At 34.4% G+C, this 14,317-nt stretch carries 16 protein-coding genes and 1 pseudogene; 8 read left to right on the forward strand and 9 right to left on the reverse strand.

The window, feature by feature from the left end; all coding sequences use genetic code 11:
* Positions 1–110 precede the first annotated feature (110 nt).
* From AAA453_RS03075 to AAA453_RS03090, 4 genes are all read left to right on the forward strand, one after another.
* Positions 111–1,028, forward strand: coding sequence for an ABC transporter substrate-binding protein (locus tag AAA453_RS03075; RefSeq protein WP_427706192.1), 918 nt, complete (start codon positions 111–113; stop codon positions 1,026–1,028).
* A 253-nt stretch (positions 1,029–1,281) separates the two neighbouring features.
* Complete coding sequence (locus AAA453_RS03080; protein WP_069817864.1) at positions 1,282–1,692, forward strand: MarR family winged helix-turn-helix transcriptional regulator; 411 nt, start codon at positions 1,282–1,284, stop codon at positions 1,690–1,692.
* A 165-nt stretch (positions 1,693–1,857) separates the two neighbouring features.
* Positions 1,858–2,238 carry a VOC family protein gene (locus tag AAA453_RS03085; protein WP_427706194.1) on the forward strand — a complete coding sequence of 127 codons (381 nt, stop codon included), beginning with the start codon at positions 1,858–1,860 and terminating at the stop codon, positions 2,236–2,238.
* A 57-nt stretch (positions 2,239–2,295) separates the two neighbouring features.
* Entirely contained in the window at positions 2,296–3,111 is an 816-nt protein-coding gene (locus AAA453_RS03090; RefSeq protein WP_427706196.1) for a Cof-type HAD-IIB family hydrolase, read from the forward strand.
* Between the two features lie 87 nt (positions 3,112–3,198).
* Here the strand turns inward: AAA453_RS03090 and AAA453_RS03095 are convergent, their stop codons facing one another.
* Both AAA453_RS03095 and AAA453_RS03100 read right to left on the reverse strand, forming a co-directional pair.
* On the reverse strand, positions 3,199–3,621 hold the full coding sequence (locus AAA453_RS03095; protein ID WP_069817867.1) for a universal stress protein: 423 nt from the start codon (positions 3,619–3,621) through the stop codon (positions 3,199–3,201).
* Positions 3,622–3,698: 77 nt separating this feature from the next.
* Entirely contained in the window at positions 3,699–4,763 is a 1,065-nt protein-coding gene (locus tag AAA453_RS03100; protein ID WP_427706198.1) for a quinone-dependent dihydroorotate dehydrogenase, read from the reverse strand.
* A 266-nt stretch (positions 4,764–5,029) separates the two neighbouring features.
* Here AAA453_RS03100 and AAA453_RS03105 point away from each other — a divergent pair, with 266 nt between their 5' ends.
* On the forward strand, positions 5,030–5,884 hold the full coding sequence (locus tag AAA453_RS03105) for a fructosamine kinase family protein (RefSeq protein WP_427706200.1): 855 nt from the start codon (positions 5,030–5,032) through the stop codon (positions 5,882–5,884).
* Positions 5,885–5,990: 106 nt separating this feature from the next.
* On the opposite strand, the gene AAA453_RS03110 is transcribed toward AAA453_RS03105, so the two are convergent.
* Positions 5,991–6,224: a DUF896 domain-containing protein gene (locus AAA453_RS03110; protein ID WP_069817870.1), complete on the reverse strand. Its 234-nt coding sequence runs from the start codon at positions 6,222–6,224 to the stop codon at positions 5,991–5,993.
* On the reverse strand, positions 6,208–7,179 hold the full coding sequence (locus tag AAA453_RS03115) for an LLM class oxidoreductase (RefSeq protein ID WP_427706202.1): 972 nt from the start codon (positions 7,177–7,179) through the stop codon (positions 6,208–6,210). Before AAA453_RS03115 ends, AAA453_RS03110 begins: the two co-directional genes overlap by 17 nt.
* 314 nt (positions 7,180–7,493) lie before the next feature.
* Here AAA453_RS03115 and AAA453_RS03120 point away from each other — a divergent pair, with 314 nt between their 5' ends.
* Positions 7,494–8,288, forward strand: coding sequence for a trypsin-like serine peptidase (locus AAA453_RS03120; RefSeq protein ID WP_069817872.1), 795 nt, complete (start codon positions 7,494–7,496; stop codon positions 8,286–8,288).
* A 64-nt stretch (positions 8,289–8,352) separates the two neighbouring features.
* Here the strand turns inward: AAA453_RS03120 and AAA453_RS03125 are convergent, their stop codons facing one another.
* A complete protein-coding gene (locus AAA453_RS03125; RefSeq protein ID WP_427706204.1) occupies positions 8,353–8,916 on the reverse strand; it encodes a TetR/AcrR family transcriptional regulator in 564 nt (187 codons plus the stop codon).
* A 332-nt stretch (positions 8,917–9,248) separates the two neighbouring features.
* Positions 9,249–10,190 carry an amidohydrolase family protein gene (locus AAA453_RS03130; RefSeq protein ID WP_427706206.1) on the reverse strand — a complete coding sequence of 314 codons (942 nt, stop codon included), beginning with the start codon at positions 10,188–10,190 and terminating at the stop codon, positions 9,249–9,251.
* Between the two features lie 445 nt (positions 10,191–10,635).
* On the opposite strand from AAA453_RS03130, the pseudogene AAA453_RS03135 reads away from it, so the two are divergent.
* Positions 10,636–11,121, forward strand: a pseudogene (locus AAA453_RS03135) (nucleoside hydrolase); the annotation flags it as partial.
* A 10-nt stretch (positions 11,122–11,131) separates the two neighbouring features.
* Here the strand turns inward: AAA453_RS03135 and AAA453_RS03140 are convergent.
* Positions 11,132–12,529, reverse strand: coding sequence for a recombinase family protein (locus AAA453_RS03140; protein ID WP_427706208.1), 1,398 nt, complete (start codon positions 12,527–12,529; stop codon positions 11,132–11,134).
* Positions 12,530–12,667: 138 nt separating this feature from the next.
* On the opposite strand from AAA453_RS03140, the gene AAA453_RS03145 reads away from it, so the two are divergent.
* Positions 12,668–13,219 carry a DUF4352 domain-containing protein gene (locus AAA453_RS03145; protein WP_081225182.1) on the forward strand — a complete coding sequence of 184 codons (552 nt, stop codon included), beginning with the start codon at positions 12,668–12,670 and terminating at the stop codon, positions 13,217–13,219.
* A gap of 40 nt (positions 13,220–13,259) precedes the next feature.
* Here the strand turns inward: AAA453_RS03145 and AAA453_RS03150 are convergent, their stop codons facing one another.
* Both AAA453_RS03150 and AAA453_RS03155 read right to left on the reverse strand, forming a co-directional pair.
* Positions 13,260–13,868 (reverse strand): ImmA/IrrE family metallo-endopeptidase, encoded by a 609-nt coding sequence (locus AAA453_RS03150; RefSeq protein WP_427706210.1) that lies wholly within the window; start codon positions 13,866–13,868, stop codon positions 13,260–13,262.
* A 24-nt stretch (positions 13,869–13,892) separates the two neighbouring features.
* Entirely contained in the window at positions 13,893–14,231 is a 339-nt protein-coding gene (locus AAA453_RS03155) for a helix-turn-helix domain-containing protein (protein ID WP_081225180.1), read from the reverse strand.
* Positions 14,232–14,317: the final 86 nt, after the last annotated feature.

Here is a 14,317-nt window from a genome sequence, read left to right on the forward strand (position 1 = left end):
ATAACATTCACAATCATTTAGAATTTCAAATAGTAATTCTTTATATATGATTGTGTTTAATACAACTTCCTGTATAATTTAAAATACTATAAAAAAGGGGGACATAAACAATGAAGAAACTATTATTACCTTTGTTAGTGTTGGTGCTTGTACTTGCAGCGTGTAGCAATGGCTCAGAAGGTAAGTCGTCTAAAAAAGATAGCGAAAAAACAACTTACAAACAAGACTCAGGAGATAAAGTGAAAATACCTAAAGATCCTAAGCGTATTGTCGTTTTAGGGGCAACATATGCAGGTGGTTTAAAACAACTTGATGCAAATGTTGTAGGTGTTGCGAATATCGTTGATGACAGTAAAGTATTAAAAGAAAAATTTAAAGATGTTGAGAAGGTAGATGCTGAAAATGTAGAAAGCGTCGCGAAACTCAAACCAGATTTAATCATTACTTATAATACAGATAAAAACTTAAAAAAAATGAAAAAAATAGCGCCTACTGTTGCCTTTGATTATGCAAAACATGACTATAAAGAACAACACTTAGAACTTGGGAAAATTGTTGGCAAAGAAGATAAAGCAAAAAAATGGGTTGAAGACTGGGAGCAAAAAACAAAAGATGATGGTAAAGCAATTAAAGATGCCATTGGCGCAGATACAACAGTGTCTATCATCAAAGACTTTGATAAAAAAATCTATGCACTAGGTAAGACATATGGTCATGGTAGTGAGATTTTATATGACTCATTTGGTCTGAAAATGCCAGAGACAGTAGAAAAAGCAACGAAGAAAAATGATTTAGCTGATATCTCAGAAGAAGAGCTTCCTGAAATGGCTGGCGATTATGTTGTGACTCCTGTAGCAAAAGGGTCAGACTTATCATTTGAAAATAAAGAAATTTGGAAAAATACTGAAGCGGTACAAAACAATCATACATTTAAAGTAGATGAAGGTATTTATTGGTTGAATGATCCATATTCATTAGAATATGAACGTAAAGATCTAAAAGAGAAATTATTAAATAGCAATTCATAGTGAGCTGAACATACTGAGAGGACTTTTTATTTATAAAGCCTTCCAGTATGTTTTTTTATTAAAAAGTAAGTTGCTAGTTGTATTTAGGCGTACTTTTTTATTTAATAATGAATGTGTTAATCTTAAGTGAATGCGCTCACTTTTTAATGGTAAATTATGGGATTAACAGTTGAATCAAGCTTAGACGTAATTTAAATCGATAAATTCAAATAAGAATAAATAGAGATGTTAGATAAGTATTGGGGGATGTTATATGGAACAACAGCAAAAAATAAATAATTGGATTGAAATGACAAAATATGTGCACTATACAGAATCATTAATAGAAAAAACGTTAAAACAACAATATCATTTAAGCTTAAAAGAATTTTATGTACTATACGAAATTTATAAAGCAACAGGAAAAAAATATAAAATGAATGATTTAATCAAAATTGTAGATTTGAGTCAAAGTGCAATGTCGCGTTTAATCGTTAGGATAGAAAGAATGGATTGTCCGCTCGTTTATAGACAAGAATGTGTTGAAGATCAGCGTGCTATGTATATCTATCTAACTGAAGAAGGATTAACAATGACTAAAAAGGCATTAAACACATATGAACAATTGATTGAAAAGATCGACCTATCGCAAATTCGTAAACTCACTCAAATTAATGATGATTAATTCGTTAGATTTTAGCTTTTATAGTATAACCTAGGAAATAATTACTTGAACTATAAGTATAATCACAATGTAAGTGGATAAGGATTATGTAGTTTAAAGCAGATGATTAATGCCCCATATAGAGTGAGATATGGTATGGTGAGTAAAAATAGGGGGCATGTTAAAATGGATATACAATCAGCGTGGCTAAATTTACCAGTAAAAGACCTTAAAGCAAGCGAAGCATTTTATAGCGCAATTGGCTTTAAAATTCAGCAAAATGACGCTGTTTTGGATAAAATGAGAGGAATTCAAACGATTGATAATAAAATTATCATGCTTATTGAGCATAGCCAATTTAAAAAAGCAGCTCACCTTTCTAATATAGGCTCAAATGAAGCATTAGTTTCTATTTCCGTATCCCAGTTCCAAGAGGTTGATGCATTATTGAATAAAGTTGAAGAAGCAGGCGGTAAAGTATTGCAGAGCGGTACGATGCTAGAAGGGTTTTATGGTGGTTTGTTTAGTGACATAGATGGTCATTTATTTAATATTATTGTGATGTAAAGTAAGTAGTAACATATATTGTTAGGGTTGATAACGAATTTGGAAGGATGTATACCGATGATAAAAGCAATTGCAGTAGACAAAGATGGAACGTTATTTAAATCCAATCATACGTTTGATGAAATATATTTTGAAAAAATATTTGAAGAAGTAACGAAACGTAATATAAAATTTATTGTAGCAAGTGGAAACCAATATGCGCAATTACGATCATATTTCCCAGGCAAGGAATCACAAATTACGTATGTAGCAGAAAATGGTGCTGTTACATATGTTAATGATACGTTAGTATCTTCCTCACATTTTGACCAGCAACTTACTTTTGACATTTTACAGACAATTATGGTGGATTATAATATCTCTGACGTTATAGTAAGTGGGATTAAATCAGCATATGTTAAAAGTAATTGTAGCGATGAGTTTATGAATTTTATTACCAACTATTACTATGATATTGAAAAAGTTGAAAACTTTAGTGATATCAAAGATGACCAGTTTGTTAAAGTGGCGATGAGAATCAAAGATGACGATATCGTAAAGCAAGTTAAAGCTGGTTTGGAAAGTGAATATGCACACGAAATACGTGCCGTGACAAGCGGTGCTGAGAGTGTGGATCTTATTTTACCTGGTGTGAATAAAGGTGTGGCGATTCAAGCACTTTTAAACCAATGGGGAATAGATAAAGACGAATTATTAGCTTTTGGAGATGCTAATAATGACTTAGAAATGCTTGCACTGACGACCCATAGTTATGCTATGGCAAAATGTAGTCCAGAACTTGAAAAAATAGCCCAACATCGTGCACCATCTAATGATGACTCTGGTGTATTACAAGTGATTGAAAGATACTTGAATCAAGAGGATCAAGAATAAATAGAAGTCGAAAATAATCGACGATAATGCTAAAAAAATAAGGAAGCTTCCAAGATTTAGATGGAGGCTTCCTTATTTATATACCTATTATTTTATAATTAATACAGGAAGATTCGCGCTGTTAGCAATTTTATGAGTGACATTGCCTAGGACATTTTTAATGTCTGATTTTGCACGTTTATTACTCATGACGATAATGTCATAATGATTTTCTTCTACTTCTTGTAGAATAGATTGCTTGATGTACCCTGTACTAAATCTCACGCGAACATTTAAACCAAGATCTTCTAATTTTTGAACAAATGGATCAAGTTCTTTGCCCTTTTCGTTTGCTAATTCTTCAAAATGTTTACCATCATAGCGTACTGAGGTTTGCAATTCTCCTTCAGAAATAACATTGAAAATTGTAATTTCTGCGTCATCTACGCCAGCAGTTAAGTTTTGTAGTTCTTTCGGAACGTTATCGAATGTGTTGCCAAAGTCATAAGCTAATAGTATTTTCTTGTACATAATAGCGCCTCCTTTATTATTTACATACCCTAATAAAAATAATGTAATATGATTTTAAATTAAATAATTGCTGAATTTTATACGTCTAATCCTATAATATCACTTATATGCGCATAACCTTCTGTTTTAAGATATTTTGCCAAGTTCTTATTTAATTTTTTAGTAAGACCTGGACCTTCAAATACTAATGCACTATAGAGTTGTACCAGTGAAGCACCATGGCGCATCATTGTAATAACGTCATTTGTATTAAATATACCACCAGTACCAATAATTAAAAACTGACCATTTGTTTGTTTGTAAGCATAAGAAATGAGTTCTAGATTACGCTCAAATAGTGGTCTACCACTTAAACCACCAGTTTCATGTTGATTGTCAGAATGTAACTGTTCACGTTTTTGAGTGGTATTAGCTAAAATAATGCCATCAAAAGTTTCAACGATAAGGTCCAACATACGACCTAAACTATCTAAATCAAGATCTGAAGTCAGCTTGATAAAAATAGGAACGTTGATATCGTGACTGTCTTTATATGATTGAATTGCAGAACAAAGCTGTGAGAATTCATCTTTGTCATGGAAGCTTTGTAAATTTTTAGTGTTAGGTGAGCTAATATTCACAGTAAAGAAAGTTACATCATTTCTAAATGTATCAATTACTTTTATATAATCTTGATAACGTGATTCATAATCAGTAAATTTATTCACGCCCACATTCAAACCTACAGGTATTTGATAGCTATATTTACGTAAGTTACTAAGTGCCTTATTCATACCTAAATTGTTGAAGCCCATACGGTTAATTAAAGCATTATCCTCAACTAATCGGTACATACGTGGTTTTGGATTACCAGGCTGTGGTTTAGGTGTAACACCACCGAGTTCTATTGCACCAAATCCTGCTTTTTCTAAAGCTTTAGGAACTTCACAAGATTTATCAAAGCCTGCTGCAAGACCAATTGGATTGTCAAAATGAATACCATGAATTTTTTGATGTAGGGCCGCATGCTCATAATGAAATAATTGTTCGATGACTGGTAATAATTTAGAATGTTTTTGTACGAATTTCAGTGCGTCGATCGTCATACCATGTGCTTTTTCAGGATCATATTGAAATAAAATAGGTTTGATTAGTTTATACATGAGATTATCACTCCGTTAATCGAATTTTATTAGTATTGAAAATATGTATTTAAGCCAAAAGTTAATTTATATTGTTGGCCATATTGAAAATGATGTCTTTAATAGACTAGCATTTTACTGAATATATGCCTAGAGTAAATCAAGATAATTTTAAGAAGTGTCACATAAAATGTATGACAATAAGCATTATTGATTAATATATGTTGAAAACGGTAATAATAATGAAGTAACGATATTATAGTTGAAAAGTTATGGAGGGGTTACAAATGAAACAAGAATGGCAAGCACAACTTCCATTAAATCATATAGAATCTATATCATCTGTTGGTGGTGGAGATGTGAATGAAGCATTTCAAGTGAAAACGCCCGATGAAACTTATTTTTTACTCGTGCAACGTGATCGTAATGAAGCGTTCTTTGCAGCAGAGATTGCAGGTTTAAACCTTTTTGAGCAAGCTCAAATTACTGCGCCTAAAGTAATTGGGAGTGGAGAAATTAATGGCGATGCTTATTTATTATTAACCTTTTTAGATGAAGGTACGACCGGTAGTCAAAAAGAATTAGGACAGCTTGTTGCGAAAATGCATAGCCAACAATCAGCTGGAAAATTTGGCTTTGATTTACCTTATGAAGGCGGAGATATTTCATTTGATAATAGCTGGACAGATTCATGGACAACATTATTCGTGGAACGCCGTCTGGATCATTTAAAAGATGAATTATTGCGATTAAAACGCTGGACAGATGATGATGCTCAAACATATGCACATGTACGTAAGGTCATTATAGAGGCGTTGAATCAACATACAAGCAAACCATCCTTGTTGCATGGAGACTTATGGGGAGGCAACTACATGTTCTTGGAAGATGGTTCGCCTGCGCTATTTGATCCGGCACCCTTATATGGTGATAGAGAATTTGATTTAGGTATTACTACTGTGTTTGGTGGTTTTACTCAAGCATTTTATGATGAATATAATAAGCATTATCCATTGAGCGATGGCGCAGAGGCACGCTTAGAATTTTATCGACTTTATTTATTAATGGTGCACTTAGTAAAATTTGGAAATATGTATGCGAATAGTGTTGATCGCTCAATGCAACAAATTTTAAATGATTGATATAAGTAACTGCATATTGTGAAACTTAGAAATAACAAACGGCTGTGCGCTTTGATATGAAAGCGCACAGCCGTTTTTTGTGAATATTTATTATATAGTTATAAATTTAATTTAAATCTAAAGTGCCCATATTTTCACGTAATTCATAGACTTTATCTGGCGTAATGTCTTCACCTAAAGGGTCAACGACTTTCAAAGTTGAGAATGTGTTAACAACTTGTCCACGAATCATTTGTAAATATTCTTGTCTTAACACATGTTGTTCTTGTTTTTCTTCAATGCTCAATGTTTCAACTTTTTCTTTATTTGCGAGTATATTAATTCTATCTAATAGTGTCATAATTTTTTTCCTCCTGTAATTCATGAGGTGGAAAGTGTGGAATAATATAATTTCCTACCTCTGTTAATATATTTTTATAAGTTCTTTCATTTTCAACTAAATGTAGCATGATATGATTCGTACCTATACGTTCATATGATTTTAATATTTTTATTAAAGTATTTCTACCTAAGCGATAGCCACCTTTAATAGGTTTAACCAACTCATTTGGATTCATCGACAAATCGATAACAAGTGGATGCATAAAAGGTTTGAATACATCGTTTTGATGCCAATCTTGTAATAATTTCTTTTGCTTTTGAAAATCTTGTGGGTAAAACATCCAACCATCCATGTGCGCTTTTAACCAAGATATATCTTGGTTTGAATACCCAGTAGCAAACATTGGAATATGCTTATGTTTTGGTAATATTTGTAAACCGGCATCCTCATATAATTCAAATATAGAATTTGAGATTTGTGGCGAATGTGTTTTCCATAAATCATTTATAGAGGTTATCGCTGTTTGAAATTGCTCAGTTAAATGGTCTGTATTTACTTTAAAAGCTGGAAATTCGAATGATCGATCTCCTGTAGCAACACCTAACAATAATCGCTCATTTGAAATCAAGTCAAGAGAAGTAGTAGCTTTCGCTATATGAATTGGATGACGTAATGTAGCAACAATACTAGATGTTCCGAGAGCGATTTTCGATGTCTTGGCGCTGAGATAAGTTAAAAATACAAACGGATCGTAGTTTGTCGTTACATTTCCTAAATGTGGGCTATAAAGCGGACTGTCCCGTACAAAAAGGCTTGTAAATCCAAGTGTTTCAGCGTATTGTGCTAAATCAACTTGATGTTCCAACGACAATGCGATGTGTTCAGAATTATCAAAAGGTAACGTTAAGCCTAACGTCAAATGATCCTGTTGAAAAGTCCGTTTGAAACCATTGTGTTTTTGAATTGTTGTCACGTCTATCCCTCCTAACTTTACTTAAACAACAAGTATTAACTAACTAACACCTGTTGCTTAAATGTATTGTATTACGTTATGAAATATAATGCAAACAACATGTTTATCGATTTATTGTTTAAACGACATAAGGAGAAATGTGTTGTTTTGAAAGTGATACTATTTTCGAAGATAGGGTATAAGCTAAGAATATACTATTAAAAAAACTTATAAATTAAGGTGATATATTTTCAAAAGCTAATATTAACATTTGATTATTTTTGAAAATTTCTTTAAATTTTAATAGTATAATATATTTTGATGGAGGGTTATTTATGTTTACAAGAAAAATGATAGGTAGTATAGCTTTTTCTTTAGTAATGTTATTCGCAATTGCACCATTTAGTAGTTTTGCAGCTACGGATACGCAAAATAACGATACAACAACTCAGCCAACACAAACGCAACAAAATGATAATACAACTAATAATCAATCATCAGAAGTTATGCCAAGGGTCATATTACCTGATGAAGATAGAACACAAATTGAAAATACCACTACAGGTCATTATCAATCAGTAGGGTACATGAATATGGGATCAAATATAGCGACAGGTGTAGTCATCGATAAAAATACTGTATTAACAAATAAGCATGTTGCTAATCTTTCAAACGGCGATATGACATTTGCACCTGCAGCTAAAAATGAAGGTTCATTTCCGTATGGTGAATTTACGGAAAAAGATGTCCAACCTTATCCTGGTCAAGAAGATTTAGTACTTGTACATTTCAATACCAATGATGAAGGGCAGTCTGTAGGTGATGTAGTACAACCTGCAACAATCCAAGATGCATCAAGTGTTAGTAAAGGTGATCCTGTGACAGTAACTGGCTACCCGGGTGATAAATCATTAGCTACAATGTGGGAAAGTAAGGGGGAAGTACTGACAAATAATGGTACGCAACTTACATATGGTGCGAGTACATTTGGCGGCAACTCTGGTTCTCCAATCTTTAATGCGAATAATGAAGTAGTAGGATTACATTACGGTGGCGTAGAAGGCGAAAGTAACAATGGCGTCGCGTTAACTGGTGATGTACTAGACTTTATTAATGAAAACAAAAAATAGTTTTTTGAAAAATATTAAGCCTCTAGAGCAAATATGCATTGCTTTAGAGGCTTTTTTGTATAATTTATTTTAATACTTGGCTCATAAACAAAGGTAGTGCTTTTTCGATATAGTTACGTGCAGAAGTATTACTCGTATGAAACCAATGTTTAGCTGTGCCATATAGCCCCCAAGATAAAAAGCGAGCACTCGTAGCTAATGCTTCTCTGTCTTCATTTGGATGTTTTTGTACAATTAACGTTAAGAAAATATCTTCCAGTTCTTCTTTCACTCTCTTTTCAACTACTTCACCATATGCAGCACTATTTAATTTACATTCATTATGTGTTTCTTCAATATAACTCGTAATTGTGATGAACGTTTTGCATAATGTTTCATCATTAAGTTCAGAAGATAAGGTTAAGTTATCGTTTAAATTTTTAAGAATGGTTTCTGACAATGTGTAGTCCATAATGTCATATTTATCATAAAAGTGAGCATAGAACGTAGCACGGTTAACAGTTGCGCGTTCAGTTATATCCTTCACTGTAATGGTTTGTAACTTTTTTTCTTTAGCAATGTCACGAAAGGCATCCATCAATAATTTTTTTGTTCTAGTAATTCGTGGATCAATATGTGTTGTCGTCATTGACTTCGCACCTCCTTAAATAAGTTGCAAATAATATAATTTATACAAATTATCTGGCTTTAGTTCATGAATGTCAATGTGCTTGATTTGTAATGAGTAAAAATAAATATAAAATTGAACATTAAAAATAAGGGAGTGGGACAGAAATCTAATTTTTCTAATAAAATTTCGTCGTCCCACCCCGGCACAGCTGACTAGAATTGAAAAAAGCTTGATATAAGCGCATTTTCAATTCAGTCAGCCACTGCCAATATAAAAAACTGAGGCTAAGACATGTGATATGTCCCAGCCTCTTATTTATGGCTAGATAAAGTATATATCTAAATATATTATTATTTATATTTATTGAGCAATTCTTTCCCATTTTGGTATAATATGGCTTCTAAAGTTGAACTTGAGACAATGTCATTTTCTTCTAGTTGCTCTGAAAGTACATGAACTGCTTTATGTGGCGTGTATGGCGAATCAGAGCCATATATAATTTTGTTTTCATCGGCCCAAGGTAAAAGGTTAGCCAACTGATAAGGAATCACAATACCAGCCAAATCGAAATGAAGGTGTTTCATTACTTGCTCCAAATCATCAGTGTTGTTGCTATGATTAAACGTTTCATTACCTATCTTCACACGTTGCGCTATGATTGGTAATACAGCCCCACCATGAGGGACAATCCATTGAATATGAGGATACTTACTAAAAACGTTTTGCTGACTCATATAAATAATTGTACGGGTCGTATCAAAAATAAATTCCATTAAAGGTGGCAAGATCACATCTTTCATGACCGCTACACTTGGCTTTGGTTCATTTGGATGGATTGCAACAATCGCATGTCTAGCATTTAATTTAGCTAGTACATCGTCAATCACTGGCTCACCTAGATAAATACCTCTCGCATTTGTAGGTAATGTGAAACCTAAAGCGTTGTGTTTATCTAGTGCATGGTCAATGGTTTCAATACTTTCTTCCACAAATGGTAATGGTAATGTTGCGAGAAATCCTAACTTATCAGGATGTTCTGCCACAATTTGAGCGCCATATTGGTTCACTTCTTCTGTAAGTGGCAAGATATCTTCATCAAGTGCAGCACTAATATGTGGGCTAGAAATAGATAACACGCCAAATTCAATATCTAAAGCACGCATTAGTTTCAGATATGCATCCACTGAAAAAGTGGGCGTGGATATGCCATCGCCTTTACCTTTAAAACATTCATCTAAATAATCATTGTAACCAGGTGAAATATAATGCGCATGCCAATCTATTTTTTTCATTGATAACACTTCCTTTAATTTTTATAATTAGCACATGTTCTATAAATTTAATTACAGGTTTTTAGTAACACGTTAGCAAATTCATTAGCTTTTTAAACGTAGCCTAAACGATCAAGCTTATGTTTGTATCATTTAAATAAAAAATTTCATAATAACTCTTCAAATTTTTAATTACTATTGTAATTGTTCCCTGTTTTTTATTATTTTAAATATTTCATATTTGAATTATTAATATGGTTTTTGGTGTGAATATGGGTTAGTTATTGTTATTAATACCATGTTAAAAAGTAGTATGATAGTAATGTAGCAAGATTTCGAAATAAAGAATTGGAAATATCGCAAAGTTTAAGAGGAATATTTTGTTATAGCAAATTTTAGTATTAGTTATAATTTTAAGGTTTGAAATGAGCAGCACGTCTAAAATATTTTGATTGGAGTGAAGCATATGAGTAAAAAGATTATTATGGATTGTGATCCAGGACATGATGACGCAATTGCTTTAATTTTAGCTGGTGCAAAAAACAGCTCACTTGATGTCTTAGCAGTAACTACAGTGGCAGGTAATCAATCTGTTGAAAAAAACACAAAGAACGCATTGAATGTGCTTGAAGTTATGGGGAGAGGAGATATCAATGTCTCAGTTGGTGCAACACGTCCGTTAATTAAGCCAGCTTCATTTGCCTCGCAAATTCATGGCAACACTGGTTTGGATGGTCCAAAATTACCTGAAGTACCGTCTCTTAAACCTACGCCTGATCATGCTGCTGATGTCATTATTAAAACATTAAAGCAAAGTGAAGCACCAGTTACCATTGTTGCGACAGGCCCATTAACTAACATAGCAACTGCATTAATTAAAGATCCAAGTATCACGCAATATATCGATTCTATAACAATCATGGGAGGCGGTACGTTTGGTAGCTACCACCCACAACCCCCATCTAAATTTTATAGTCAATGTGCGTGACGTTCATTGAGTTAGGGGTGCGATTTTTACCGTGGCCATGTCCTCGATAGAAATTATATTCAATATTAGATATTGAGGCGTTTATCAAATCTTCTTTATCGTTGCTGGCCATCTTGTCCCATACATTGAGTATGAGGTCGTGGGTGGCCTCTATTTGTTTGTGATTGTCTCTCTTTTCCTTTTTCCTTAGTTGCTGTCTGTTGTGCTGGTCGAGCAGGTCGTCAGTTTCTTTGATTAGAGACTGAAACTCTTCATCACTCATTAAGTCCATAGCCCATGCTTGCTGGTACTTCTTACGCTGTCTCTTAATCTTGTCTACATCAATGACGCTTTGCTCTTCCTGCTCTTCTGTGTCCTCGACATTGACCTCTATTTCGCCGTGCTGAATAAAATCAATGAAAGCTCTCTCTACTTCTTTTGATTGTATCGTGATGTTCTCGGCTGACTTATCGCTCCGACAACGGTCACAAATGTAGCGTTCGTCATAATCAACTGAGCCGTCCCTTTTTGTCCGTTTGCTGGTGTTGAGTGTGAGTGAGTGGGCACAATTAGGGCAGGTCAGCTTGCCTCTGAAAATAGCAGTGTGCTTAATACCTCGTGAGTGTGTGCGTTGTGAAATGCTTTGCATGTAGATTGTATAATCCTCTTCACTGATGACAGGCTCGTGCGTATTCTCGACGTACACATCGCCTATATGCGTGTGGCCACGAGACACTGGTGCTGTCAGGACGTAACTAATCATTGACTTGTCCCAGCGTTGGCCTTTAGGTGGATTGTATATAGAGTTGTTGAGCTCTTCTGTAATGCCTCGTATGCTGACGCCAGCTTTTGCCCTCCTGACGATATAATGCACGATTTCTTTTTTGTCATTAGGGTAGAGTTTACCCTCAATCTTGTCATAGAAGAATGGGGGCACTGTTGTGTACACCCCTTTTTCTGTTGCTACTCGACGGCCTTGCGTAGTTCTCTCGGTAATTGTTGACCGTTCCCATTCGGCCATAGCACCTACCAGCGTTATGAACAATTTGCCGATTGCACTTGTAGTGTCGAATACCTCGGTTGCTGAACGGAATTTAACATCTTTTTCTTCAAAAGTATCAAGTAGACTCATAAGGTCACGCACTGAGCGTGTGAGCCTATCAAGTTTGTATACTAGCACGAGGTCAAACTCGTTTAATCTGTTGAGCAAGTTTTGCAGTCCTGCTCTGTTGATATTGCTGGCAGATTGCCCAGCGTCCACAAAGAACTCGAAATCTTCCCAATCATGAACTTGACAGTATGCTTTTAAGCGTTGCTCTTGTCCCTCGATAGAGTAACCCTCATTGGCCTGCTCTAAAGTCGAGACTCTTGTATAAATTGCAACTTTTTTCATAATATCGAAACCCTTTCTAAAATATAACTTAATTTAATTATCACAGAACACTGTTGAATTCAACCCTTTAAATCTGAAATAGTATTTGCTAAAGTGTTACATGCTTGACTAAAAATTCTGAAAAGAGGGATTGAATTTATGAAAAAGGGATTATTTGGGTGTTTAGGCTGTCTCGGTGTTGTGGTTGTAATTGTCATCATAATTGCTGTGATTGCAACCGTTTTTGGTGGTGGCGATAGCTCCAGCTCTAACAAAGATGAAACGAAAGACGCCAAAATAGGCGAAAAAGTAAAAGTTGATGACCTTGAGTACACAGTTAACAGTGTTGAAACGGCAGACTCAGTAGGTAATCAATACGTTTCAAGTAACGCTGACGGCAAATACATAGTTGCAGATGTTACAGTTAAAAATAATGGCGATAAAGCTATTACTATTGATACAGAATTGTTTAAAATAATTGATGGCGACGCAACAAATGGTGCAGATGCCTCAGCATCTACTGACGCCAACACGTCAGCCTCAGACCCGAGTGACATTGGTTTCTTTTTAGAAAAACTTAACCCTGGTAATGAAAAAACAGGTAAAGTAGTGTTTGATGTATCTGAGTCAACTGCTCAATCAGATAAGACAAAAATGCAAGTCAAATCAGGCATGTTCGGAAATCAAAAAGCTAACATAAAACTGAATTAATACATTTTGACCTCACATACTATGTGGGGTTTTTTGTTGTTTAAAAATCACAAGCTCTTAAAAAATTAATATAGCCGTCAGGTGTTCTCAGTTGTGGCTCTGTGAGATATTGGTCAATGCCACTAGCAAGACAATCCTCGAGCTGGTACATAGAGACACGGACGGCTTTAAAACTTATATTGAAAGTATTTGCTATTTCATACGAGCTTTTCCTCCTATATTCGTAGCGTTTATGCAATGGAAACAGCAAATTTCCTGCAAATGTATCGGCCTCAAATTCTTCTTTTGTGTACTCAATGTCAGACTTATCAGGGTCATATATAGACTTTCCTGTATGGTTTAGTTTGACGTGACCGTATTCGTGAGCAAGCGTAAAACGTAATCTCTTTGAGTATCTCAAGGCATTATATACAATTATAGATTTTCTCCCTTTTCTAAAATGAAATGCCTCATAAGATTGGCCAATTTTGGAAACATCTGACCTGCTGATACCTGACAATTTAGCAAATTCGCCGAAAGTAAATAATTCGACATCAGGGTCGCTGTTAATAATCCCTTTTATATCTATTGGAAATTTATTCTCATATCCAAGTATCAGATTTGCAGTTTCTATTGCACGCGTAAACGCCTCATTTTCTTCATAATTCAAATGTAAAACTCCCTTAACGATTAGTTACTTATCATCTTTTGTCATTTCTTCCCAATTTTCAAAGAACGCCTCAAATACTTTGATAGCTTTTTTCCTATCTTCTTCGCTCATGTTTTGAGCAGCACGTTGCATGATACGAATATCCTGAGACATTTCAATGTCAGATGGTTCTGTTGTATCGTCGGCTAAAAATTCCAAAGAAACATTGAAGTAGTTTGCGACTTTCTTTAAGTTCTCTACGCTAGGGCTACTTTTAGCCCAACGCTTAATTTGCCCGTTAGAAATACCAGTTTCACGTTCTAAGTGAGCTATAGAAATTCCTTCTTTATCACACATGTTTTTTATTTTCTCATATAAATTCAAAATTTTTTGCTCCCTTTAAAACACTGTCATATCAACGGTTAGTTAATTCTCTAACTACTCCAATAGCGAAAAAGCTAAAATTAATT

It is taken from the genome of Staphylococcus parequorum (assembly GCF_039237145.1).
In the GTDB taxonomy this organism is placed as follows: Bacteria; Bacillota; Bacilli; order Staphylococcales; family Staphylococcaceae; genus Staphylococcus; species Staphylococcus equorum_A.